Annotated in this window: 20 protein-coding genes; 13 read left to right on the forward strand and 7 right to left on the reverse strand. The window is 64.1% G+C overall.

The genetic code is table 11. From position 1 onward, the window contains the following. Positions 1 to 10 precede the first annotated feature (10 nt). From gcvP to P2G67_RS14175, 8 genes are all read left to right on the forward strand, one after another. Positions 11 to 2,899 carry an aminomethyl-transferring glycine dehydrogenase gene (gcvP, locus tag P2G67_RS14140; protein WP_275823892.1) on the forward strand — a complete coding sequence of 963 codons (2,889 nt, stop codon included), beginning with the start codon at positions 11 to 13 and terminating at the stop codon, positions 2,897 to 2,899. A 27-nt stretch (positions 2,900 to 2,926) separates the two neighbouring features. Next, a complete protein-coding gene (locus P2G67_RS14145; protein ID WP_275823893.1) occupies positions 2,927 to 3,688 on the forward strand; it encodes a sulfite exporter TauE/SafE family protein in 762 nt (253 codons plus the stop codon). 314 nt (positions 3,689 to 4,002) lie between these two features. Continuing rightward, positions 4,003 to 5,016 carry a TRAP transporter substrate-binding protein gene (locus P2G67_RS14150; protein WP_275823894.1) on the forward strand — a complete coding sequence of 338 codons (1,014 nt, stop codon included), beginning with the start codon at positions 4,003 to 4,005 and terminating at the stop codon, positions 5,014 to 5,016. Between the two features lie 71 nt (positions 5,017 to 5,087). Continuing rightward, the gene (locus P2G67_RS14155) at positions 5,088 to 5,708 is read left to right on the forward strand and encodes a TRAP transporter small permease (protein ID WP_275823895.1); all 621 of its coding nucleotides are present in this window, start codon (positions 5,088 to 5,090) and stop codon (positions 5,706 to 5,708) included. Positions 5,709 to 5,710: 2 nt separating this feature from the next. Then, positions 5,711 to 6,994: a TRAP transporter large permease gene (locus tag P2G67_RS14160; protein ID WP_275823896.1), complete on the forward strand. Its 1,284-nt coding sequence runs from the start codon at positions 5,711 to 5,713 to the stop codon at positions 6,992 to 6,994. A 26-nt stretch (positions 6,995 to 7,020) separates the two neighbouring features. Beyond that, positions 7,021 to 7,458: a universal stress protein gene (locus P2G67_RS14165; protein ID WP_275823897.1), complete on the forward strand. Its 438-nt coding sequence runs from the start codon at positions 7,021 to 7,023 to the stop codon at positions 7,456 to 7,458. A 152-nt stretch (positions 7,459 to 7,610) separates the two neighbouring features. Next, a complete protein-coding gene (locus P2G67_RS14170; RefSeq protein WP_275823899.1) occupies positions 7,611 to 8,441 on the forward strand; it encodes an isocitrate lyase/PEP mutase family protein in 831 nt (276 codons plus the stop codon). Positions 8,442 to 8,462: 21 nt separating this feature from the next. Beyond that, complete coding sequence (locus tag P2G67_RS14175; protein WP_275823900.1) at positions 8,463 to 8,867, forward strand: VOC family protein; 405 nt, start codon at positions 8,463 to 8,465, stop codon at positions 8,865 to 8,867. Positions 8,868 to 8,960: 93 nt separating this feature from the next. Here the strand turns inward: P2G67_RS14175 and proX (P2G67_RS14180) are convergent, their stop codons facing one another. From proX (P2G67_RS14180) to aptA, 6 genes are all read right to left on the reverse strand, one after another. After that, the gene (proX, locus tag P2G67_RS14180) at positions 8,961 to 10,001 is read right to left on the reverse strand and encodes a glycine betaine/L-proline ABC transporter substrate-binding protein ProX (RefSeq protein ID WP_275823901.1); all 1,041 of its coding nucleotides are present in this window, start codon (positions 9,999 to 10,001) and stop codon (positions 8,961 to 8,963) included. 144 nt (positions 10,002 to 10,145) lie between these two features. After that, positions 10,146 to 11,186: a glycine betaine/L-proline ABC transporter substrate-binding protein ProX gene (gene proX / locus P2G67_RS14185; protein WP_275823902.1), complete on the reverse strand. Its 1,041-nt coding sequence runs from the start codon at positions 11,184 to 11,186 to the stop codon at positions 10,146 to 10,148. A 90-nt stretch (positions 11,187 to 11,276) separates the two neighbouring features. Beyond that, positions 11,277 to 12,224, reverse strand: coding sequence for an ABC transporter permease (locus P2G67_RS14190; RefSeq protein WP_275823903.1), 948 nt, complete (start codon positions 12,222 to 12,224; stop codon positions 11,277 to 11,279). Further along, complete coding sequence (locus P2G67_RS14195) at positions 12,217 to 13,449, reverse strand: quaternary amine ABC transporter ATP-binding protein (protein WP_275823904.1); 1,233 nt, start codon at positions 13,447 to 13,449, stop codon at positions 12,217 to 12,219. The genes P2G67_RS14190 and P2G67_RS14195 overlap by 8 nt, the downstream gene beginning before the upstream one ends. A gap of 207 nt (positions 13,450 to 13,656) precedes the next feature. Next, positions 13,657 to 14,760, reverse strand: a complete 1,104-nt coding sequence (locus P2G67_RS14200) for a phytanoyl-CoA dioxygenase family protein (protein WP_275823905.1) — start codon at positions 14,758 to 14,760, stop codon at positions 13,657 to 13,659. Between the two features lie 64 nt (positions 14,761 to 14,824). Further along, positions 14,825 to 16,177, reverse strand: a complete 1,353-nt coding sequence (gene aptA / locus P2G67_RS14205; RefSeq protein ID WP_275823906.1) for an omega-aminotransferase AptA — start codon at positions 16,175 to 16,177, stop codon at positions 14,825 to 14,827. 142 nt (positions 16,178 to 16,319) lie between these two features. Here aptA and P2G67_RS14210 point away from each other — a divergent pair, with 142 nt between their 5' ends. Continuing rightward, positions 16,320 to 16,889 (forward strand): cupin domain-containing protein, encoded by a 570-nt coding sequence (locus P2G67_RS14210; protein ID WP_275823907.1) that lies wholly within the window; start codon positions 16,320 to 16,322, stop codon positions 16,887 to 16,889. 17 nt (positions 16,890 to 16,906) lie between these two features. On the opposite strand, the gene P2G67_RS14215 is transcribed toward P2G67_RS14210, so the two are convergent. Continuing rightward, positions 16,907 to 17,761, reverse strand: a complete 855-nt coding sequence (locus P2G67_RS14215) for a universal stress protein (protein ID WP_275823908.1) — start codon at positions 17,759 to 17,761, stop codon at positions 16,907 to 16,909. Positions 17,762 to 17,954: 193 nt separating this feature from the next. Here P2G67_RS14215 and P2G67_RS14220 point away from each other — a divergent pair, with 193 nt between their 5' ends. The 4 genes from P2G67_RS14220 (at position 17,955) to P2G67_RS14235 (ending at position 24,445) form a co-directional block, all read left to right on the forward strand. After that, a complete protein-coding gene (locus tag P2G67_RS14220) occupies positions 17,955 to 19,814 on the forward strand; it encodes a potassium/proton antiporter (protein WP_275823909.1) in 1,860 nt (619 codons plus the stop codon). 223 nt (positions 19,815 to 20,037) lie between these two features. Further along, a complete protein-coding gene (locus tag P2G67_RS14225; protein WP_275823910.1) occupies positions 20,038 to 21,864 on the forward strand; it encodes a potassium/proton antiporter in 1,827 nt (608 codons plus the stop codon). 114 nt (positions 21,865 to 21,978) lie between these two features. Then, positions 21,979 to 24,009, forward strand: coding sequence for an acetyl/propionyl/methylcrotonyl-CoA carboxylase subunit alpha (locus tag P2G67_RS14230; protein WP_275823911.1), 2,031 nt, complete (start codon positions 21,979 to 21,981; stop codon positions 24,007 to 24,009). 4 nt (positions 24,010 to 24,013) lie between these two features. Then, complete coding sequence (locus tag P2G67_RS14235; protein ID WP_275823912.1) at positions 24,014 to 24,445, forward strand: DUF1489 family protein; 432 nt, start codon at positions 24,014 to 24,016, stop codon at positions 24,443 to 24,445. Positions 24,446 to 24,936: the final 491 nt, after the last annotated feature.

The following is a 24,936-nucleotide window of genomic DNA, read 5'->3' on the forward strand; positions in this document are numbered from 1 at the left end:
CGCCGGGATCATGAGTGACAGGCGTAGCTCCCTCGCGGAGCTGGAGGATCGTGGCGAGTTTACCCGCCGGCACATCGGACCGGATGCGGCGGAAGTGCAGGCTATGCTCAAGGAACTAGGCCTCGACTCCCTGGATCAACTGGTGGACAGCGCGGTGCCGAAGGCGATTCGCTCGGACGCTCCGCAGCTGCCGGAACCCCTGACCGAGGCACAGGCCCTGGCCGCCTTGGCGGGCTACGCCGAGGAGAACCAGCGCCTGACTTCGCTCATCGGACTGGGCTACTACGACACCTTCACGCCGCCGGTGATCCGCCGCAACGTCCTGGAGAATCCGGGCTGGTACACGGCCTACACCCCCTATCAGGCGGAGATCGCCCAGGGGCGGCTGGAAGCGCTGCTGAACTTCCAGCAGATGGTCAGTGACCTCACCGGCATGGAACTGGCCAATGCCTCGCTGCTGGACGAGGCCACGGCAGCAGCGGAGGCCATGACGCTCATGCATCGCATGAGCAAGGCAAAGTCCGACACCTGTTTTGTGGCCGATGACCTGCATCCGCAGACCATTGCCGTTTTGAAAACGCGCGCGGAGCCCTTGGGCATCACGCTGAAGATCGGTGCTCCGGAGCGGGAGTTCGTCGCCGAGGAATGCTTCGGCCTGATCCTGCAGTATCCCAACACCTACGGTGAGGCGAAGGACCTGCGCGCGCTGGTCGAGGCGGCGCATGAGTCCAAGGCCCTGGTCACCGTGGCCAGCGATTTGCTGGCCCTGGCGCTGCTGACCCCGCCGGGCGAGTGGGGCGCCGACGTGGTGGTCGGCTCGGCACAGCGCTTCGGCGTTCCGCTGGGCTATGGCGGGCCGCACGCCGCCTTCATGGCGACGCGCGAGGCCTATAAGCGTTCGGTGCCCGGGCGCATCATCGGCGTCTCCGTGGACAGCCACGGTAACCTGGCCTATCGCATGGCGCTGCAGACCCGCGAGCAGCACATCCGGCGGGAGAAGGCGACCAGCAACATCTGCACGGCGCAGGTGCTGCTGGCGGTCATGGCGGGCTTCTATGGCGTGTGGCACGGGCCCCAAGGGGTGCGCCGCATCGCGAGCCGGGTGCATCGCCTCACCGCGATCCTGGCCGAAGGCCTGCGCCGGCTGGACTGCAAGGTCGAGACCGAGGGCTTCTTCGACACGCTGGTGGTGGCCTGCGATGCGCCTGCGGTGCTGCAGCGCGCGCGGGAGGCCGGCATCAACCTGCGGCCGATTGACGACATGCGCGTCGGTGTGTCGCTGGATGAGACCACGACGCGCGAGACGGTGGAGGCGCTCTTCGCTGCCTTTGCCGGATCGGCCGATCACGGCCTCTTGGTCGAAAAGCTGGATGCGGGCGTGTCAGCCGGCTTGCCGAGCGCCCTTGTGCGTAAGAGCTCCTACATGACGCATCCGGTTTTCAACTCCTACCACAGCGAAACCGAGATGCTGCGCTATCTGCGCCGGCTGCGCGAGAAGGACGTGGCGCTGGATCGCTCCATGATCCCGCTGGGCTCCTGCACCATGAAGCTGAACGCAGCGGCCGAGATGCTCTCAATCACCCTGCCGGGTTTCGCGGGCATCCATCCCTTCGTTCCCGGCGATCAGGCCAAGGGCTATCGCGCCCTCATCGCCGATCTGCAGGATAAGCTGGCCCGCCTGACCGGCTTCTCGGCGATCTCTCTCCAACCCAACGCCGGGAGCCAGGGCGAATACGCCGGCCTGTTGGCGATCCGTGGCTGGCACAAGAGCCGCGGCGAGGGCCACCGAAACGTCTGCCTGATCCCCAGTTCGGCTCATGGCACCAATCCCGCCAGCGCGGTGATGGCCGGCATGAGGGTCGTGGTGGTGAACTGCGACGAGGAGGGCAACGTCGACCTGCAGGATCTGGATGCCAAGATTGGCAAGCATGCCGACAATCTGGCCGCCCTGATGATCACCTATCCCTCGACCCACGGGGTTTTCGAGGAGACCATCATCGAGATCTGCGACAAGGTGCATGTGGCGGGCGGCCAGGTCTATATGGACGGCGCCAACCTCAATGCCCTGGTCGGGCTCTGTCAGCCCGGGCGCTTCGGGCCGGACGTGGCGCACCTGAACCTGCACAAGACTTTCTGCATTCCGCATGGCGGCGGCGGGCCGGGTGTCGGGCCGATTGGCGTAGTCGAGCACCTCAAGCCCTTCCTGCCCAATCACCCGCTGGTGCCGGAAGCCGGTCCGGAGGGCGGGCCGGGCCCCGTCGCGGCGGCTCCCTGGGGCTCCGCCTCGATCCTGCCGATCTCCTGGGCCTACATCGCCATGACCGGCACCGAAGGGCAGACACGGGCGACGCAGGTGGCCATCCTCAATGCCAACTACGTCGCGCACAAGCTCGCGGGACACTACGACGTGCTCTACAAGGGCCGCAACGGTCGCGTGGCGCACGAATGCATCATCGATACGCGCCCCTTCAAGGACAGCGTGGGCGTGAGTGTCGACGACATCGCCAAGCGGCTGATGGACTACGGCTATCACGCACCGACCATGTCCTGGCCGGTGTCGGGCACGTTAATGATCGAGCCGACTGAGTCCGAATGCCGCGAGGAACTGGACCGCTTCTGCAACGCGATGATCGCCATCCGCAAGGAGATCGCGCGCGTCGAGCAGGGCGAGTGGCCCCGGGATGACAATCCGCTGTGTAACGCCCCTCACACCGCTGAGAGCGTTTTGGCAGAAGACTGGTCCCATGCCTACAGCCGGGAGCGGGCGGTCTATCCGCTGACTGCTCTGCGCGAGGCCAAGTACTGGCCGCCGGTGGGACGTATCGACAATGTGGCCGGTGACCGCAATCTGGTGTGCACCTGTCCGGACATCACGAGCTATCAGGAGGCGGCAGAGTAGCGACAGCCTCGCGGGAAGGGGCGGCCCTTGCCCGATGATCCCTGGTTCTACGTTCTGGCGGTGCCGGCGATTTTCCTGATCGGCATCTCCAAGAGCGGCTTTGGTGGCGGCATGGGGCTGCTCGGGGTGCCGCTGATGGCACTGGCCGTCGATCCGCGTATGGCGGCGGCCATCCTCCTGCCCATCCTCTGCCTGATGGATGCCTTTGCGCTCTGGGCCTATAGGGGACTTTGGCATCGCCGCCATCTGGCGATCCTGGCTGCCGGAGCGGCGGTCGGGATCCTGCTGGGTGCACTGACCTTCGAGTATGTCAGCACCGCGGCCATGCGCCTCTTGGTCGGGGTGATTGCGCTGGGCTTCGTTGCCAACTGGTTGTTCCGACCGGCGGCCGCAGGGGCGCCGGACCCCGAGCCTCGCCTGCTCTCTGGCACCTTCTGGGGCGCCATGTCCGGCTTCACCTCATTTACGGCGCATGCCGGTGGACCGCCAGTGGCGATGTATCTGCTGCCGCGCCAACTGGACAAGTCGCTGTTCCAGGGCACGACCGTGGTCTTTTTCGCGCTCGTGAACCTGACGAAGCTCGTGCCCTACGCCTGGCTCGGACAGTTCACGCCGGGGGTGCTTTGGACTGCGCTGGTCCTCGCCCCATTGGTTCCGCCCGCGATCGGGGTGGGCCTGCTGCTGCACCGGACTGTGTCACAGACGATCTTCTATCGGCTGTGCTACCTTCTGTTGACCGTCGTCGGGTCGAAGCTTGTCTGGGATGGACTTGATGGCCTGCTATTCTGACTTGTTGCGGGCAAGATGCAGCGTGCATTGATTTGCTGTCCACTCCAACTCGCGTAGTCCATTCACGCATTTTGCATGCAATTCTATCAAGTAAAGGCGCCACCTTGACACCAGCGATCTAACTTGCAATCGTTTAGGTGGTAAAACACTAAAAATGGACGGGGGGCGTCGTCGCTCTTTTGTATAGCTGCCTTTCGGTTCAATCACGGCGGTACCCCCATGTGCACCAGAGCGGGGCGGTATCGCCCGCTGCAAACTTCACCTGAAGGTTCGGCCCTTCCCGGGTCGTGCGAACGGAACCAGAGGAGAAATCCATGAAGAAACTCTATCGTCTAGCAGCCACCACTGCGCTGACATTTGCCCTGACGGCAACCGCGGCACAGGCGGACACCTGGCGCTATGCCTTCGAAGAGGCCATGGACGAGGTGCAGGGGATCTTCGCACAGAAGTTCAAGGAAGAGGTCGAGGCCAACTCCGATCACGAGATCCAGCTCTTCCCCTACGGCACTCTGGGCGAGTCTGCCGACATCATGGAGCAGACCCAGGCTGGCATTCTGCAGTTCGTCGATCAGTCGCCGGGTTTCACCGGTTCGCTGATCCCTGAGGCGCAGGTCTTCTTCGTCCCCTACCTGCTACCAGCCGAGACTGACGAGCTTGTGGACTTCTTCCGCAACTCGAAAGCCATCCACGAGATGTTCCCCGAGCTCTATGCCGAGCAGGGGCTGGAACTGCTGACCATGTTCCCCGAGGGTGAGGTCGCCATCTCCACCAAGGAGCCCTTCACCACTCCGGAAGAGTTGGACGAGGTGAAGGTGCGGGTGATGACCAACCCGTTGCTCGTGGAGAGCTACCGGGCCTTCGGCGCAACTCCGACGCCGCTGCCCTGGGGTGAAGTCTATGGTGCCCTGCAGACCAACATCATCCAGGGCCAGGAAAACCCGATGTTCTACATCGAGTCGACCAAGATGTACGAAGTCACTGATTACGTGACCATGATCGGCCACAACAACTTCACCACCGCGGTGATGGCCAACAAGGATTTCTTCGACGGCCTGTCCGAGGAAGATCAGCAGATGATCCGGGATGCGATCGACGTCGCCTTCGATCACATCATTGAGTACCAGCAGGGGCTCCACGAGGAATCCATCGAGAAGATCAAGGCAGACAAGCCGTCGGTCACCTTCACCACGCTGACGGAAGAGCAGCGGGCGCCCTTCCAGGAAGCGGCGGCGGATGTTGAGGCCGCGTTCATCGAGATGACCGGCGAGAGCGGCCAGGCCATTCTCGATCAGATGAAGGCTGACCTCGAAGCGGCGCAGTCCAACTGATTTCTGACTGAGGTGGCGGGCGCCTCTGTGTGGGGTGCCCGCCCTTCGCGGCGTTTCGAAGGATCACGGCAGTGTCAGACAAAGACCCTTCCCAGCCCCCGACTGAACCAGTCCGCCCCGGTGAAACGCCCGAACAGGCCTATGTTTCCAGCCTGCCCGGAGTGCTTGGGGTGGCGGATGTCGCCATCGCCCGCCTGGAGGCAGTGCTGCTTGCCGCCGGCGTGCTTCTGATGGCGGCGAACACAATTTCCAATGTGGTTGGACGCTACGTCTTCCAATCGAGCATCTTTTTCTCCGAAGAGCTTAACCGAATTCTCATCATCCTGATCACCTACGCCGGCATTTCCTATGCTGCGCGTCAGGGCCGGCACATCCGCATGTCGGCGATCTACGATGCCCTGCCGGGGCGCGCGCGCAAACTGCTGATGATCGTGATCACACTCGTGACCGCAGCCTTTATGTTCGGACTGTGCTGGTATTCGCTTCAGTACATTCTGACTCAGGCCGGGCGCGGCCGGGTGCTGCCCTCACTCCAGATTCCCGTCTGGGTTCCGCTGATCATCGTGCCCATCGGCTTCTTCATGACCGGTGCCCAGTATCTGCTCACTGCGATCAAGAACATCATTTCTAAAGACATATACCTCTCGACCGCGGTGCTCGAAGGGTATGAAGAGGACGAGATGGAGGTCTGACCATGGGGCTTACAATCTTCTCCATCATGATCGTCCTGCTGCTGCTGGGCTTTCCCATGATGATCCCGCTGCTTGCGGGTGCCTTGGTGGGGTTCCTCTCCATCTTCGGCGACTTCAGCCAGATCGAGACCATGGTGCAGCAGATGATGGCCGGCATTCGCCCGGCCTCGCTCATCGCGGTTCCGATGTTCATCTTTGCCGCCGACATCATGACCCGGGGACAGTCGGCGGGCAGGCTCATCGACATGGTGATGGCGTTTGTCGGCCACCTGCGCGGCGGCTTGGCCATTTCAACTGCTGCGGCCTGCACCATGTTCGGCGCCGTTTCCGGCTCCACCCAGGCGACGGTTGTGGCCGTCGGCACGCCGCTGCGCCCGCGCATGCAGAAGGCGGGCTACGGGGACAGCTTCATTCTGGCGCTGATCGTCAACTCCTCTGACATCGCCTTCCTGATCCCGCCATCGATCGGCATGATCATCTATGGCGTGGTTTCAAACACCTCGATTGCAGAACTGTTCATCGCCGGCATTGGGCCGGGGCTGCTGATTCTTGTTCTCTTCTCGATCTATGCCTGGTTCTACGCCTGGAAGAACAATGTTCCCACGGAAGAGAAGGCGAGTTGGGGCACGCGTTTCCGCGCACTGCGCGATGCGCTCTGGCCGCTGGGTTTCCCAGCCATCATCATCGGCGGTATCTACGGCGGCATCTTCAGCCCGACCGAGGCGGCGGCGGCCTGTGTGCTCTACGCCATTTTCCTCGAGATGATCGTCTTCCGTGAACTCACCTTCAACGGTCTGTTCCAGACGGCGAAGTCCACCGGACTGATCACCGCCGTCGTCTTCGTGCTGGTGGCGGCCGGGGCGGCTTTCTCCTGGATCATCTCCTTTGCGCAGATCCCACAGGCGATTCTCTCCGGCGTGGGCATCAACGAGATGGGACAGATCGGGGTGCTCTTCGTCATCTCGATTGCCTTCTTCATCGGTTGCATGTTCGTCGATCCCATCGTGGTGATCCTGGTCATGGTGCCGATCTTTGCGCCTGTGGTTCAGGCTGTTGGCCTCGACCCGGTTCTGGTGGGGACGATCATCACGCTGCAGGTGGCCATCGGTTCGGCCACGCCGCCGTTCGGATGCGATATCTTCACAGCCATCGCCGTCTTCAAACGGCCCTATATGGATGTGATCCGCGGCACTCCACCCTTCATCGTGATCCTGTTGGGTGTGTCGGTGGCGCTGATCTTCTTCCCCCAGATTGCGCTGTTCCTGCGTGATATGGCCTTTAACTGATCGGGGAGAGGGAAAGGAGACAGAAGATGTTCAAGAACATCCTCGTGCCCTTCGATGGTTCAGCCGGAGCTGAACGCGCCCTGCGCCGGGCGATCGAACTGGCCCGGCTGTGCGATGCCAAGCTGTGCATCCTCACCGTCTATCGACACCACTCTATGCTGGAAGCATCCCTGTCGATGGTGCGAAAGGATGACCCGGGCAATCTGGACGACATCATGCGGGGTTATGCGCGTGAGGTGGCGGAGCACGCCAAAAGCATCTGCGCCGGGGAAAGCTTCGAGGGCGCCCGCGCCTTCGTCAAGTCGGGCCCCGCGGCGCGCACGATCATTCGCTTCGGCAAGGAGAACAATTGCGATCTGATTGTGATCGGTAGCCGCGGCTTGGGATCGATCGAGAACTACCTGCTGGGCAGCGTCTCTCACAAGGTGACCGGCTTGGCTGAATGCCCGGTCATGGTCGTTTAGCTGCAGCTTTAGCGGCTCACGTTCACCGCTTAATAAGCCTATGGGCCGAGGGACCTGCTTTGGTCCCACGGCGGTAGGTGATTTGGCACTTTTCCAGTGTCCAGTAGCAGGGCTCAATCCGGGGCTGCACCCCACGCTCCGGAGTGAAGCCCATGCGCCCGACCATAGCCCAGAAGCGCGAGACCTTTCGCCGCCTGCATGAAGGCGGCTGCTTTGTGATGCCTAACCCCTGGGACGTAGGGTCTGCACTGGCGCTGCAGGACTTGGGGTTCGAGGCCCTGGCGTCCACCAGCGCCGGCATGGCCTGGGCCCACGGCCGACCCGATACCGGCGTGGACTTGGAGACGGACCTCTCGCACCTGCGGGCACTTGTTGAAGCCGTCGACCTGCCGGTGAACGCGGATTTCGAAGGCGGCTACGCGGTTGCGCCCGAGGGTGTAGCTGCCAATGTGAGGCGCGCGGTGGATACCGGCGTGGCGGGGCTGTCGATCGAGGATTCGACCGGCGACCCGCAGGCCCCGCTCTACGACTTTGATCTTGCGGTGCAGCGTGTCGCGGCGGCGCGCGCAGCCATCGATTCAGCCGGCGGCGAGGTGCTGCTGACCGCGCGCAGCGAAGGCTTCATCGCCGGCCGCCCGGACTTGGACGAAACACTGCGTCGTCTGACGACCTTCGCGCGGGCCGGCGCCGACTGCCTTTTCGCCCCCGGCCTGCGAGAGGCGGGCGACATCGAGGCGGTGGTTCGCGCGGTGGCACCCAAGCCGGTGAATGTCCTGACCCTGGGACAGCCTGTGGCGGAACTGGCCGAACTGGGCGTGCGCCGCATCAGCGTCGGTGGCTCGCTGGCGCGCACCGCCTGGGGCGCTTTCCTGAAGGCGGCGCGAGAGGTTGCGGGGCAGGGTACTTTCCAAGCCTTTGAAGACGCTGCTCCCTCGGCCGAGCTCAACGCTCTGTTCGATGGCAGAAACGGCGAGTCGCTGTGACCGCCCCCCCAGCAGCTCTCGGTGATCACTCTGGGCGTGACGGACCTCGCCCGCTCCCGCCGCTTCTACAGCGAAGGCTTCGGTTGGGAGACGGTGTTCGAGAACGAAGAGATCGCTTTCTATCAGATGAATGGGTTCATTCTCGGAACCTGGTTGCAATCTGCGCTGGAAGCCGACCAGGTGCGCGCTGGATCGGCTCGACCCGGGGCCTCCTCGCTGGCGCACAATGTGCCCGAGCGGGAGGATGTGGTGCCCGTGATGGAGCGCCTTCTGTCTGCGGGCGGCCGTCTCTTGCGCCCGGCCGACGCCCCGCCACATGGCGGCTTCCGGGGCTACGTCGCGGACCCGGACGAGCATGCCTGGGAGATTGCCTGGAACCCCGCGTGGCTGATCGATGCGGAGGGGCGCGTCACCTTCGCCCCGTAACTTGGCGCTGAACGGAGAAGGGGGCTCCCTGCGCTCTGCAGGAAGCCCCCTTCATTCCTGTGTGACGTCTTCCGGCTTACGGCCGGGTGCGGGTCACTGGGCGGCGCTGCGCGCCTCCTCGAGCCAGCCGTCGAAGGTTTCCTGGTTGTCGGCAATCCAGTCGCGGGCGTGGCGCTGCAGATCTTCCTCGGAATCCTCGCCCTCGTTCATCAGCGCGTTCTGCACGAAGATGTCATCCACCGGGATTTCCATCACTTCCAGCAGCTTGCGGGCGGCCGGATTGGCCTCCAGGAAGTCGTTGTTCGCCACGGCACGGATGTCGTTGGCCGGCCAGCCCATGTTGCAGGGATCGGCGACGCAGCCCGTCACGCCGGGGAGCGTCGTGGCGTCCTCGAGGTCCTTCTGCTCCTCGGGCAGGTCGGCGTGATCGACCTCGAGCCAGACCACATCCTTACCCGGCTCCAGAACACCAACGGTCCAGTTCGGGGTCCAGGTGAAGAAGAAGACCGGCTCACCCTGCTGGTAACGCGCCAGGACGTCGGCCATGGAAGCCGAGTAACCCGCGGTGATCAGGTTGACGTGATCGCGCAGCTCGTAGGCGTCCATGTGGTGGTCGATCGTGACCTCGCAGCCCCAGCCTGGCGGGCAGGCCACCATGTCGGCCTTGCCGTCACCGTTGGAATCGAACAGTTCCTTGATTTCGTCCTTCTTGAAGTCCTCCATCGAGGTGATGTCGTATTCCTCGGCGGTCTTCTTGTCGACGAGATAACCCTGGAGCGCGCCGCCCTCGGCAACGTAGCCGACGACTTCTGCCTGGCCCTCGTAGAAGCGCTCATAAGTGTTGTGGAGCGGGAACCAACCGTTGACCCAGAAATCCACATCACCGGTCGAAACCGCCTGGTAGAAGGGCGGGTTGTCGAGGGTCACAGGACCGTCGATTTCGTAGCCGAGCTGGCGCATGGCCTCGGCATAGATCTCGGTGTGGAACCAGCCGGTGTCCCAGGTGGCCCGCGCCATGGTTACCGTTTCGCCCTCGCCGGGCATGTCTTGGGAAGCGGCGGTGGCAGCCATGCCAACGGTTGCCAGCAGCCCTGCACAGGCCCCCAGCATCATTCGTTTACGCATCTGTCGCATCGCATCCTCTCCTTGTTATCCATTACTGTCGCCCGCGCTTGAAGAACCCGATGACGGCGGCGGGCCTGTAATGCCGGCATCGGGATGAGCAGCACAAAGAAAGGGCCCGCGGCGCGGGCCCTTTCTCACGTCAGACCTTCAGTCTCACTGGGCGGCGCTGCGCGCCTCCTCGAGCCAGCCGTCGAAGGTTTCCTGATTGTTGGCAACCCATTCGCGGGCATGCCGCTGCAGGTCTTCCTCGGAATCCTCGCCGTCGTTCATCAGCGCGTTCTGCGCGAAGATGTCATCCAGCGGGATCTCCATGACTTCCAGCAGCTTGCGGGCGGCCGGATTGGCATCCAGGAACTCGCTGTTGGCCACGGCGCGGATGTCGTTGGCCGGCCAGCCCATGTTGCAGGGATCGGCCACGCAGCCGGTCACGCCGGAGAGAGTGGTTGCATCCTCGAGATCCTTCTGGTCCTCCGGCAGGTCAGCGTGATCCACCTCGAGCCAGACCACATCTTCGCCCGGCTCCAGGACACCAACGGTCCAGTTCGGGGTCCAGGTGTAGAAGAAGATTGGCTCACCCTGCTGGTAGCGTGCCAGCGCATCAGCCATGGAAGCCGCGTAGCCCGCGGTGATTAGATTGACGTGATCGCGCAGGTCGTAGGCATCCATGTGGTGGTCGATCGTAACTTCGCAGCCCCAGCCTGGCGGGCAAGCCACCATGTCGGCCTTGCCGTCACCGTTGGAGTCGAAGATCTCCTTGATCTCGTCCTTCTTGAAGTCCTCGATCGAGGTGATGTCGTGCTCCTCGGCGGTCTTCTTGTCGACGAGGTAGCCCTGGAGCGCGCCGCCTTCGGCAACATAGCCGACGAGCTCGGCCTGCCCTTCATAGAAGCGCTCATAGGTGTTGTGGAGCGGGAACCAGCCGTTGACCCAAAGATCCACGTCACCGGTGGAAACCGCCTGGTAGAAGGGCGGGTTGTCGAGGGTCACGGGACCGTCGATCTCGAAGCCGAGCTGGCGCAGGGCCTCGGCATAGATCTCGGTATGGAACCAACCAGTGTCCCAGGTGGCACGCGCCATGGTTACCGTTTCGCCCTCGCCGGGCATGTCCTGGGAAGCGGCGGTGGCTGTCATGCCGACGGTCGCCAGCAGCCCTGCACAGGCCCCCAGCATCAAACGCTTACGCATCTGTCGCATCGCTTCTCCTCCGTTCTATCACTCGTTTCGATCCGCTCTGCGGTGTCCCGAAGCCGGCGGCGGACCGTTACGCCGGCTTCGGGTAGGTGATCAGCGCTGGGCGGGGCCCGGCGGCGCCAGTCCAAGCAGACGCTTGGCGGTGCCGTTGAAGGTCCAGTCCCCCTTGCGCAAGGAGGGATCTCCCAGGGCCTGGGTGATGCGGTCCAGTACGATCGCGATCAGCACGATGCCCACGCCGCCGACGGCCGCACGGCCCACATCCAGACGACCCAGTCCGGTGAAGACCGTGAGGCCCAGTCCGCCGGCACCGATCAGTGCCGCGATCACGGCCATGGAGAGGGCCAGCATCAGGGTTTGATTGAGCCCAGCCATGATGGTGCGCAGCGCCAAGGGCAGTTGCACCTCGAAGAGGATCTGCTTCGGGGTCGAGCCGAAAGCCACCGCTGCCTCTACCAGTTCTTCGCGCACCTGACGGATGCCGAGATTGGTCAGCCGAATGATCGGGGGCAGGGCGAAGATGATTGTGGCAATCACGCCCGGCACCATGCCGACCCCGAACAGCATGACGATCGGCACCAAGTACACGAAGGGAGGGATCGTCTGCATGATGTCCAGTACAGGCCGGATCGTCGTGGCGAAACGGTCATTGCGCGCGGCGGCGATGCCCAATGGAATGCCGGCGATGGCGCAGAAGAACACTGCGGTCAGGATCATTGACAGCGTCGTCATGGTCTCTGCCCAGACACCGATGGCATCGATGAATAGCATGGCCAGCAGCGTGAAGATGGCCACGCCGCCACCGGCAAAACGCCAAGCCGCGATCACCAGCACCAGCGCAAAGATCGGAAAGGGGATGGCCTGCAGGCCCGCATCGAGGCCTCGCAGGACCTGATCCACCGGCCACTGCATGGCCTGGAACGCGGGGCGGAAGTTCGGCACCAACCAGTCGCGAACCACCCACTCAACCCAATCGTCGAAGGGCAGCTTTCCGTAAGTGGAGGGGCTGAACCACTCGATAAGTCCGGTGTGCTCAGCCATTGTGCACTCCTGCGGTTACGTTCTTCTCCTGGGAGATTGGCTGCTCACTGGCGCGTGCGGCAGCCAAAGCATTCACCAGATCGCCGGGATCGACCGTTGCGGAAATGCGCCCCTGCTTGTCGACCAGTGCCACTGGTGCGCCGGCGCCGCCGGTCTCCAGGATGGTAGCAAGGGATGTTTCTGCCTCCGCCGTGATTGCCGGACGCTCCATGACCGACTCAACACGCGCGGCGGGGTCGGCAGCGAGCAGTTGCGCCGCAGACACCGAGCCCAGAGGCTTTTGTGCCGAGTCCTGGACCAGCAAGGCCTGTGCGCCGGAGGCGGAGAGCTTGCGGCAGGCAGCGGCTATCTCTTCCTGCGGTTCGAGCAGTGGGCGATCGCGACGAGCGATTTGACCCAATGTCAGGACGCGCGAGCGGTCGACCTCGCGGGTGAAGTTGGCGACGTAGTCGTCCGCTGGGGCGCTCACGATTTCCTGTGGCCGTCCCACCTGGACAAAGCTTCCGTCCTTCATGATGGCAATGCGGCTGCCCAGGGTGAGCGCTTCATTGAGATCGTGCGTGATGAAGACGATCGTTGCCGAGTAGCGCTCCTGCAGACCCAGCAGCTCATTCTGCATGTCGCGCCGGATGAGCGGGTCGAGCGCCGAGAAGGGCTCGTCCATCAGCAGGATCTCTGGGTCGACCGCCAGGGCGCGGGCCAAGCCGACACGCTGCTGCATGCCGCCGGAGAGGTTGGAAGGATAGGCATCCGCCCAGGCGTCCAGCCCGACGGCGGCAAGAGCCTCGACCGCCTTTTCCCGCCGCTGCTTCGGCGACACGCCGCGGATCTTCAGGCCGTAGGCTGCGTTCTCGGCGACGGTGCGGTGCGGGAAGAGGGCGAAGTGCTGAAACACCATCGCCACCTTGGCCAGGCGAAGCTGCCGCAAACCGCCTTCGTCAAGCGCGAGCACATCCTGGCCGTCGATCGCAAGCGATCCGCTGGTGGGCTCGATCAAGCGGTTGATGCAGCGAACCAGGGTCGATTTGCCCGAGCCGGACAGACCCATAACAACGAAAATCTCGCGGGATTCAACTTCGAGGCTGATGTTGTCGACGGCGACCACCGATTCCGTGCGGCGGTAGATCTCGTCCTTGTCCAGCCCCTCGCGGGCCAGCTTTACGGCTTCTTCCGGTGCGGGCCCGAAAACCTTGTATAGGCCCTCCATGCTGAGCTTGGCAGGCAAACGTTGCTCCTGTGGTGATTGTTTCTTGCGCTCCTAAAGCGATGAGAGCGAGTGACACGCGGTTACCATTTGGGTGACCGCATGCAGGCGCGAGCAGGGGATTGGAGTGATGAAGCCTGGCGCTGGCCTTGGGCCTGCTGCGAGGCGGAGCGCGGTATCCAATGCAAGGATGCTGCAAGCTCCAACTCATCCCCCTATGCGCTAGGACTAGGCCTCACGCTCCGATGTTGCAACCCCAGTGGAGACCTTCGGGTCGCCCAAGCCGGCAAGACGCTCGCCGTCTACCCGGCGCCAAGAGGGCAGTTTTCCGCGACGCCGGGCCTTGCTGTCCTGATGATCGAGGTAGGAGCGCACGAGCCGATCGCGAAGGCGGGTGATGGGGCCGACGGCGGGCAGGGAGAGGGGCCAGAACGGGCTTATGCGCGAAAAGGCCCAGATCTCCAGCCGCACACCAGGGTCGCTTGCCTCGCCACGGCAGTGAATGCCGGAGGTATCCGCGATCACCAGGGTGTTGCGCGGCACGGCAAAGGCCTTGGGCGCCGGCAGCCCCAACTCTTCTAGATCCTGCTCGCTCCAGCGGAAGGAGCCGCGGGCCGAGTAGCGCAAGGGGTCGTGGCGTGCGGTCAGGCTACGCCGGTACTCGGCCGCAAGCCGCTGACGCGTGAAGCGGTGGGAACCCGGCACATAGGTGAAGGGCCCCTTGCGCTCATCGACATCGTCGAGGAAGAGCCAGGCCTTCACCGTGGGGTGGAAAGTGTCCGTGTGCAGATGGCGCTGCGGGTCGGGCGCGCCTTCGCGCAAATGGTTGAGGATGCGCTGGATGTAGAACACCGGCGCTCCGGCCCGCGCGCCGCTCCAGGCGAGCAGGCGGCGATAGGTCGGGTGCTCAATGAAGGCCCGTGTGGCCGGCAGGTCCGAGAGCGTTTCCTGGTCCAGCAGGATGCGGTGCGTGATGGTGTCGCCCTGATGACACTCCCAGCCCGGGCCCTTAAAGGTGCGCACTTCTCTGTTGAGTCGTTCGAAATGATCCTGGGGGAGAAAGTTCTCCTTGAGAATGAAGCCGTCGCGGCGAAAGGCGGCCCGGTCCTCGGCGCTGACGCGTAGCGTCAGAGGCAGGCGGCGCAGTTCACTCATGGCCCGGGCCAGCCGGATTCGCCCGGTGTGCAGCCCCCAACGGTTAAGTAGGGGGCTGCCGATCACCGGATTGTCGGCGAAAGACTTTGCGCCTGTCAGGACGGTCGGCAGGTAGAGCGGCGCGCTGATTTGGCGCAGGAGTCCGGCCCGCGCGTGGGAACGTTCTATGGGCGCCATGGATCGTTTCTCGCTGTGGCTCTCGTTTGCTGGACTATACGCCCCCTGCCCGATTCCCGCTTCGTCAGTCCAGGTCGTTTAGGACCGACTGCAGGGTCCCAAACATCTCATCGATCTGCCCCTTCTCGACAATCAGCGGCGGCGACAGGGCGATGATGTCGCCGGTGACCCGGATGAGCAGTCCCTTGTCGAAGCAGCGCCGGAAGGCTTCGTAGGCCCGTGCACCCACCTTGCCCGGCCGGGATTCCAGTTCGATGCCGGCGATGAGACCAAGGTTGCGCAGGTCGATCACGTGCCGCGTTCCCTTGAGTGAATGCACCGCATCCTCCCAGTAAGGCGCAAGTTCGGCGCAACGCTCGAACAGGCCCTCTTCCTTGTAGACCTCCATGGTGGCCAGGCCGGCCGCAGCCGCGACCGGATGACCGCTGTAGGTGTAGCCGTGGAACAGCTCGATGGTGTTGCCGGTGTTGTCGGCCCATTCGGTGAAGGCGTCGTAGATTCCTTCGCGGGCGATGACACCGCCCATGGGAATCACGCCGTTCGTCAGGCCTTTGGCGCAGGTGATCAGATCCGGCTTGACCCCGAAGTAGTCGGTGGCGAAAGCCGTGCCCAGTCGGCCGAAGCCGGTGATGACCTCGTCGAAAATCAACAGGATGCCGTGTTTGTCGCAGATATCGCGCAGGCGCTGCAGGTAGCCCTGGGGCGGGATCAGCACGCCGGTGGAGCCGGCCACGGGCTCTACGATCACCGCAGCAATGGTGCTCGGGTCGTGCAGCGTGCAGATGCGCTCCAGCTCATCGGCCAGTTCTGCGCCATGCTCCGGCTGACCGCGGGTGAAAGCGTTGCGGCTCAGATCATGGGTGTGCGGCAGGTGGTCGACGCCGTTGATCAGTGGGCCGAAGAACATGCGGTTCTTGACGATGCCGCCCACGGAGATGCCACCGAAGCCGGTGCCGTGGTAGCCGCGCTCGCGCCCGATCAAGCGGGTGCGCTCGGCCTGGCCGCGCACGCGATGATAGGCCAGAGCGATCTTCAGCGCGGAATCGACCGCTTCCGAACCGGAGTTGCAGAAGAACATGTGATCATAGCCCGGCGGCAGCATCTGCAACACGCGCGAGGCCAATTCAAACGGCAGGGGGTGGCCAAGCTGGAAGGTCGGCGCAAAATCCAAGTGCTCAACGGTTTGCTGCACCGCCTGGACGATCTTTTCACGACGGTGACCGGCATTGCAGCACCAAAGGCCTGCCGTGCCATCCAGAATGTCGCGCCCGTCTACCGAGCGATAGTGCATACCCTTTGCCGAGGCCAGCAACATCGGATTGCGCTTGAACTCCCGATTCCAGGTAAACGGCATCCAGAAGGATTCCAGATCGTTTGGCTTGGCGTCGAGATTGATCGGAAGTGCGGAACCGTCCATGGGGCCTCTCCTGGATGACAAGGGTGTTTCGATCACTCTAGCATGCTCATGATAATCGACAAAGCCTCACATAAAGGCTTTCAACGGGTCTCATGCGGCCTCTATACGTTTAAGATAGTTAACACTATAAACGACGGAGAAGATGATCGAGCCAAGCGTCGACGAGGAGGTGGAACTTGGGCGGCGGCTGCGCGCACTGCGGCAGCTGCATGGCCTGTCGCAGCGTGAACTCGCCAAGCGCGCCGGGGTTTCCAACGCGGTGATATCGCTGATCGAGCGCGATGCCACCAGCCCTTCGGTGGGCCTGCTCAAACGCGTGCTTTCGGGCTTTCCCCTCAGTCTCTCCGACTTTTTCTCCATGGAACGGAGACCGCGCGAGCAGGTCTTCTTCGCGGCCGATGAACTGGTGGAAATCGCTGGCGGCAAGGTGAGCTACCGCCAGGTGGGGGAGGACCTGAGCAACAAGGCCCTGCAGGTCATCCTGGAACGCTATGCGCCGGGCGCCGACACCGGGGACTCCTTGCTGCGACACGAAGCCGAGGAAGCCGGCGTGGTGATCGCCGGTGTTCTTGAAGTCACCGTCGGAGATCAGCGGCGTCTGCTGACGGCCGGCGAGGCCTTCTATTTCGACAGCCGCCTGCCACACCGCTTTCGCAATCCAGGCGAGGTTGAAGCAGTGGTGGTGACCGCCTGCACGCCGCCCAGTTTCTGAAGTGGCGGCTCGCTACTCTACATGTCGGCTGGGATGGCCAGCACGTCGCAATCCACTTCGGCGATCAGGGTCTCGGCAGTGCTGCCGAGCAGGAGGCGCTTGACGCCGCTCGACCCGCGCGTGCCGAGGATCAAAAGCTCGATATCGAAGTGCTCCACGGACTCTTGGACCAGATCCAGCGGCTCGGCCTCGCGCACAATCACGCTGGCCTGGGACACGCCGGCTTCGTGCAGCTGAGCGTCGATCCGCGCCGCGGCGGCAGAACGCTCCCGCGCACTGCGCTCGGCAATGGCTTCTCCTTCAATGCCCGCATGGGCCATGAGAGGCCGGCCAGGATCGCGCAACGCATGCACCGCCCAAAGGGAGGTTTCTGGCCCCAGGAACGAAAGCTGCTTGGCCTTGGCCAGCGCCTGACGGCTGCTGGCGGACTCGTCGAGCGCGAGACACAGTTTGTGATAAGGGCCTTCTGCTGCCTGGCGCGTGATCAGGACCGGATGGGGGCCATAGCGTAACAGCCGCTCGACGGTGGAGCCCAGCCACAAGCCGGCAATTGCCCGCTTGCGCGGTGCCCCGACCACGATCATGTCGACATCCCCAAGTGCGGCCGTTTCCAGCAGACGCTCCTCCACTGCCCCTTCGCTCACGCGCAGCACAATGCTCTCGTCATCCCGGCGCGCAGGGGGCAGGGCGGCGCGCATGGCCTCGAGAGCCCGGCGTTTTTCTTCCGCCTTGAGGCGTTCCGGCTTGCGCTCATCGAGGACATGCAGGCATGTCAATTGTCCCGAGCGCTGTTCAGCAAGCTGCAGTCCACGGGCCAAGGCCAGCTGTGATCCCTGGTCCAGGTCGAATGCCACGAGGATGTCTTGCGTCATACTCTTGCCTCCCACACTGCCTATTGCCTCTCGCATCGCGCGCAGCCGGAACGATTCTGCAGCCTTTCCCTGGCCAAAGCCATGACGCCCTTCAATGGCACTTTTCCGCGCTGTGATTTCCCTATCGTGACTTTCCTATTAGAAGAGGAGGGGAGCGTGCGCGGCGAACGACGAGAGGGCAGGAGGTGAAAGTATGATAGACATGATGCTCCTGGCCATACTGATCGGGGCCGGGCTCGTCGTCTTCTCCATTTTTACCAGCCTCGTTGCCTTCCGTTTCGGCGCGCCTTTGCTGCTGATCTTGCTCGGGATCGGTCTCATTGCCGGCGTCGACGGGATCGGCGGCATCGAGTTTGCCAATGTCGAGGCGGCCTACTTCATTGGCAGCATAGCCTTGGCTGTCATTCTCTTCGATAGCGGCCTCGGCACGCGATTGAAGACCTTTCGCCTGGCTGCAGCGCCGGCGCTGATCCTTGCCACCCTGGGCGTTGTCATCACCGCAGCGCTGCTCGCCGTGCCGATTTACTACATTCTGGGCGTCGGCTGGTTAGAGGCCTTGCTGCTGGGCGCCATCGTCGGTTCGACGGACGCTGCGGCCGTGTTCTTCCTGCTGCGTGTCGGTGGCATTCGAATCCGCGAGCGGGTCCGCGCCACGCTGGAAATCGAATCGGCCTCGAACGATCCCATGGCCATCTTCCTGACCATGACGTTGGTCAGTGTGCTGGCTGCCGGTGAAATCGGCGCTCAGGACGCCGTCTGGACTTTCGCCAGCGCATTCCTGCTGCAGATGGGCGTCGGCCTTGCAGCGGGACTCTTCGGTGGCGGGCTCATCGTGCAGACAGTCAATCGCGTGACCCTGGAGACGGGCCTCTATCCCATCGTCGTCATCGGCCTGGCGATGTGCAATTTTGCTGTCGCTTCGATGCTCGGCGGGAGCGGCTTTCTGGCGGTCTTCGTGGCCGGCCTGATCGCGGGCAATGTGCCCATGCGCGGCGCCGTCATGCTGCGCCGCTTCCAGGAAGGCCTGACCTGGCTGGCGCAGATCGTCATGTTTTTGGTGCTGGGGCTCCTGGCGACCCCCTCCGAGTTTCCCCAGATTGCTCTTCAGGCCGTGCTGATCGCACTGGCCCTGATTCTCTTCGCGCGTCCTCTGGCGGTTTGGCTCTGTCTGCTGCCCTTCGGATTTCGCCGAACGGAAACAACCTTTCTTGCCTGGGTCGGGTTGCGGGGCGCGGTGTCGATCCTGCTTGGCATTCTGCCGATCATCGGTGATTTGCCGAACGGCCAGACGCTGTTCAACGTGGCGTTCATCATCGTGCTGAGCTCGCTGCTCGTGCAGGGCTGGACCATCCGGCCGCTGGCACGGCAGTTGGGCCTGATCGTGCCGCCCCGGATTGGCCCGGTGGACCGCGTCGAACTGGAGCTGCCGGGCAACGCCCGCCACGAACTGGTGACCTACCGCATTGCCAAGGAAAGTCCGGTGGCGCGAGGTGAGCGGATTCCCCGCTGGGCGCGCCCATCTCTGATCGTGCGCAATGGTCGGTCCATGCGCATTCACGAGGCCGGACGCCTGGGGGCAGGGGATTATGTCTACATTTTCGTGCCGCCCAACTTCATCAGCCTGCTCGACCGGCTCTTTGCCAGCCCGGCCGAGCTCAGCGACGCGGATGAGGACTATTTCGGTGCCTTCACGCTGGATCCAAAGCGCCCGATCGGAGACGTGGCGCGCAGCTATGGATTCGAGGTCAATGAAGAAAATGCCGAACTCAGCGTCGCTGACTTTCTGCGCAAACGCCTGGGCGGGGCGGTGGGTCGCGGCGACCGGCTTACCCTCCCGCCAGTCGAGCTCATCGTGCGCGAGGCTGATGATGACCATCGCATTCTCGCGGTTGGGCTGGGGTTGGAACCAAGCGGTGACAGCCCTGCGCGCATTCCCTTCTTCTACAGTTCGCGCGAGATTGCCGGAGGCATCCGGAATTGGCTGCACCGCCGGCGGCAGCGCGCCTCGGCCCCTCCGCAGGAGACAAAGAAGAAGCCGGGCAAGGATTCCTAGCCACACAAGCTTGGCCTGGAAGGCAGCCTCACCGGCGCCTATTCGCCCCTCGGCGAGCTTGCTGCACAACATGGTCGTTTTTTCGCCATGCGGGCATGGCAGTAACGGCGCCGCAACGCTATCTCCTTGAAGGACGGCGCGTGTCCCGCCCTGCACCTTCCCGGTGCAGGAACGGTCTCCCCGCTTTCAATACAACCGCTGCTCAGGAGCCGTACACCGGTCGATGGAACTCGCAAACCAGTTCATTCTGCTGAGCGGCGCCTTGCTGCTCGTCGCCATTCTCGCCGGGGTGCTGTCGTCGCGCATCGGCGCACCGCTGCTTCTGGTGTTCCTCGGCCTGGGCATGGCATTCGGGGAGGAAGGTCCCGGCGGAATCGTGTTCCACGATTTCAACACTGCCTACGCCATCGGCAGCCTGGCGCTGGCGATCATTCTCTTCGATGGTGGTTTGCGCACCTCCTTTTCTTCCCTGCGGATTGCCTGGGCGCCCGCGTCGCTGCTGGCCACCGTCGGTGTTGCCCTGACCGCGGCGATGACCGGGACCTTCGCCTGGCTCGTGCTCGACCTTTCCCCGCTTGCGGCCTTGCTTGTGGGCTCCATCGTGGCCTCGACTGATGCCGCGGCGGTGTTCCTCCTGCTGCATCAGCGCGGCATGGACCTCAAGCGGCGCGTGGGAACCACGCTGGAGGTCGAATCGGGCTGCAACGATCCCATGGCGATCTTTCTCACCATCACGCTGGTGGAACTGCTGCTCCACGGTGACGGCGAGATCGGCTGGACGGTGGCCCGGACCCTGGGCGAGCAGATGGGCTACGGCGCCGTCATCGGGCTGGCGGGCGGCTGGCTGTTGGCGCAGGTGGTCAACCGGCTGGAACTGGCACCGGGCCTCTATCCCGTCTTCGTCGTTGCCGGCGCCCTGGTGATCTTCGGCGGCACCCAGGAATTGGGGGGCAGCGGCTTTCTTGCCGTTTATTTGGCGGGCATCATTGCCGGCAACCGGCGCCTGCGTGCGAACCAGCTCGTTCGGCGCTTCCACGACGGTATCGCCTGGGTGTCGCAGATCGCCATGTTCATGATGCTGGGCCTGCTGGTCACGCCGAGCAGTCTGGCACCGGATTTGGTGCCGGCGCTGCTGATTGCCGGCGGTCTGATGTTCGTGGCACGGCCCTTGGCGGTATTCCTCTGTCTCTGGCCCTTTCGCTTCAAGCCCGAGGAGCGGCTCTTCATTGCCTGGGTTGGTCTGCGCGGGGCGGTGCCCATCTTTCTGGCGATAATCCCCGTGCTCGGCGGGATCGATCACGGCATCGACCTTTTCAACGTGGCCTACATCGTCGTGCTGACCTCACTGCTGTTGCAGGGTTGGACCGTGCCCTGGTTGGCCCGGCGCCTGGACATCGAGCTGCCGCCGCGCCCGGAGCCGACGGGGCGCTTCGACATGGAGTTGATGCGCGGCTTTGACCGCGAACTGGTGGGCTATCGCATAGCCGAGACCAGTCCCATGGCCAATCATCCGATCGAGGATCTGCGAGTGCCCGATCGGGTGCGCATCCTGGCGGTGCTGCGCGACAACGCGGTCGTGCAGCGCCAGTTGATGAAGTCCCTGAAGCCGGACGACTATCTTCTGGCCCTGGCGCCCCCGGAACAGGTGCTGCTGCTCGACCGGCAGCTTCTGCCGTCCCGCAGGCGTTCGGGCCGCCGGAGCGAACCGGTGCTGGGCGATTTCGCCTTCCCCGGTGCATCCCCGGTGGGTGCGTTGGCTGACGTCTACGATCTGCCCGTTACTCGGCGCGAGCGGGAGATGAGCCTTTCGGACTTCCTCCAGTCGCGACTGGGGAAGGACTGCTCGGTCGGCGACAAACTCAGCCTCGGCGCCATCGAGCTGGTGGTGCGCAGCATGGAGGACGGCGCGGTACAGGAAGTCGGCATCTGGCTCGAACCAGCTGTCCCCCACCTGCTGCCAAGGGGGCTGGCGCGACGGGTCGCAGGCGCGGGCAGGTTCTTGCGGCGGAACAAGACAGTGCGCAAGCTGGCCGACGATCCGCCGCTGTGACAGCTCGACCCGGCTTGAGCCAGGGACGTTCAGGCCGCAGACTGGGTGCCGCCGGACAGGGCCGCATTGCGGTCAGACCTGTACGCTCCCAAGGTGAAGCAATGAGGCGTGCTCGTGTTCGATAAGCTGCTGATCGCCAATCGCGGAGAGATCGCCTGTCGTGTCGCTGAGACGGCGCGGCGCCTGGGCATCGCGACTGTGGCGGTCTATTCCGATGCCGATGCCGGGGCACGTCACGTGGACCTGGCCGACGAGGCTTGGCGCCTGGGCCCAGCACCACCTGCCGAGAGTTACCTCTGCGTGGAGCGCTTGATCGAGGTGGCGCGTGCCTCGGGCGCGCAGGCGGTCCACCCCGGCTATGGCTTTCTGTCGGAGAATGCCGACTTTGCCGAGGCCTGTGCTGCAGCCGGCCTGGTTTTCGTTGGGCCACCGCCAGACGCCATCCGCGCCATGGGCTCGAAGAGCGCAGCCAAGGCCCTGATGGCGCGTGCCGGGGTTCCCCTGGTGCCGGGTTACCATGGCGAGGACCAGGCGCCCGAACGTTTGGCACAGGAGGCCGACGCCCTCGGCTATCCTTTGCTGCTGAAGGCCTCGGCCGGTGGTGGCGGCAAGGGCATGCGCGTGATCGAGCGGCCGGAGGATTTCGCGGAGGCTCTAGCAGGGGCGCGGCGCGAGGCGCAGGCGGCTTTCGGCGACGACCGCATGCTGCTAGAGCGTTATCTCACCCGGCCGCGCCACATCGAGATTCAGGTCTTCGCCGATGGTGGCGGCCAGGTGGTGCATCTCTTTGAGCGCGACTGTTCCCTGCAGCGTCGCCATCAGAAAGTGGTGGAAGAGGCGCCGGCGCCGGGTCTGGACCCTGCACTGCGTCAGGCCATGGGCGAGGCCGCGATCGCGGCTGCCCAGGCAATCGGCTATGAGGGCGCGGGCACGGTCGAGTTCATACTCGAGGACGACGCCTTCTTCTTCATGGAGATGAACACTCGACTGCAGGTGGAGCATCCGGTGACCGAGATGATCACTGGGCTGGACCTGGTGGAGTGGCAGCTGCGCGTGGCGGCGGGCGAGCCACTGCCTTGCGGCCAGCAGGCGATCCAGGCGCGCGGCCATGCGATCGAGGCGCGGCTCTACGCCGAAGACCCGGCACGCGGCTACCTGCCCACCACCGGCCGCCTGGCGCACCTGCGCTTTCCCGAGGGCGATCCGGCGCTGCGCATCGACAGCGGCGTGCGCGAAGGCGATGAGATCACGCCCTACTATGACCCCATGATCGCCAAGTTGGTGGTCTGGGGCGAAGACCGGGACACGGCACTGCGCCGTCTGCGCGCGGGTCTGGAAGCCACCGAGGTGGCGGGCCCCGCGACAAACCTGACCTTCCTGGCGGCCATCGCGCGCCACCCGGATTTTGCCGCAGGTGGCGTCGATACCGGCTTTCTTGCGCGCTGCGAGCCGGCGCTCACCCTGCCGCCCGATCTCAATGATCCCGCCATCGCGGCCCTGGCCGTGGCGGCGGAGGCCGAGCGGCGCCGGGTGGAGGTGGCGGGGCAGGCCGCGCGCTCCGGCGATCCCTGGTCGCCCTGGTGGAGCAGCGATGGCTGGCGGTTGAACGCCGAAAGCGAACGCCGGCTGCACTTTACGCTGGGCGAGGCCGAGCTCGTGGCGGGGCTGCGCTATGGCGTGGCGGGCTTGGCGCTGGAGTGGCAGGGCAGGTTGCTGCCCCTGCAATGGACCCTGGAAGCGAAGGGACGGCTGCGCGTTGAGCTTGCCGGCAGGACGCTTCGCGCGGCGGTCGCCTGGCAGGGGGAAAGCCTGACGCTGATGCGCGCCGGAGAGAGCCTGCGCCTGCAGTTGGAAGACCGCCAGGCCGCTGCAGCGGATGTGGAGGGCGTGGCAAGCGGCGTGGTGGCGCCCATGCCGGGCAAGGTGGTCGAGGTTGCTGTGGCCGTCGGGGAAGAGGTGGCGCGGGGCCAGCTGTTGCTGGTGCTGGAAGCGATGAAGATGGAGCACAGTCTGCGCGCGCCCGCTGACGGAAGGGTCGGCGCGCTACACGTGCGTGCCGGGGATCAGGTCGAGGAAGGGGTGGAACTGCTCGCCTTTGATCCGCAGCCGGCCGCGCAATCCGCAGACGGCGAGGCGGTGGCCTAGCGCCATGGCGTCCCTGCACCTGATCAAGCTTTCCGTGGGCTCGGAGAGCATCGAGAGCCTGCGCCAGTGGCAGGAACGGCGATACGCCCGACACGGCCGGCTCTGGCATGCCACCCGCATGATGCCCCGGCGCAAGGACGAACTGCTCGATCCCGAGGCGCCGGGCTCGATCTATTGGGTCATACGTGGCGTGATCCAGGCTCGTCAGCAGCTCGTTGGCCTTGAGAGCGGGGCCGAAGAGGAGGGGCGCAGCATGACGCTGCTGCTCCTCGACCCGACTCTCGTGTCTGTTGTGCCGACGCCCAAGCGCCCCTTTCAGGGCTGGCGCTATCTCCTGCCCGAGCAGGCCCCGCAGGATCTGGCATCCGGTGAGGGGGAGGAGGCCGGTCCGCCCCCGGCATTTTTGGCGGAATTGCGTGCCTTGGGCATTTTGTGAGGAGAAAAATTCGGGACCCCTGATTTTTTGTCTTGCGTGGTTGGTCTGATGGGCCTAGAACCCGGCTCACCGCAGCGACGGGGTCCTTGAGGGGTTCTGGCGGGGCGGTGACCGGGGCTCCCGGGGCGATGTTTGAGGCATTGCTTGTTGGGGGCATCATCGCTAGGATGGGCGAGCCGCAGGACCGGGAGATCGGTCGTGGGGTCGCTTGTGCCCGATGGGGTGAGATTTTGCGGGGCTTTTGCTTCGCGGTTGCTTGACATTGTTGGAATGAGGGAAGGGATACGCGGGCGGCGTTGTTTGTCGCGATCCGGTCTGATGTGGATCGATACAGGGGCGTCGATTGTTCGTGGATCTCTTCGTTAAATGATCGTTTGAGCCTTGTTGGTTCTGGCGGGTGCTTTTGGTGCTTTGCTGGGGTCATCGGGTTTGGAGACGATCGAAACGTGCGAGATCATGCGCGAGCATGATCGGCGAACCCGTTCAATGAG

Origin of the sequence: Aquibaculum arenosum (assembly GCF_029222965.1) — a bacterium.
Taxonomy (GTDB): Bacteria; Pseudomonadota; Alphaproteobacteria; order Kiloniellales; family DSM-21159; genus Aquibaculum; species Aquibaculum arenosum.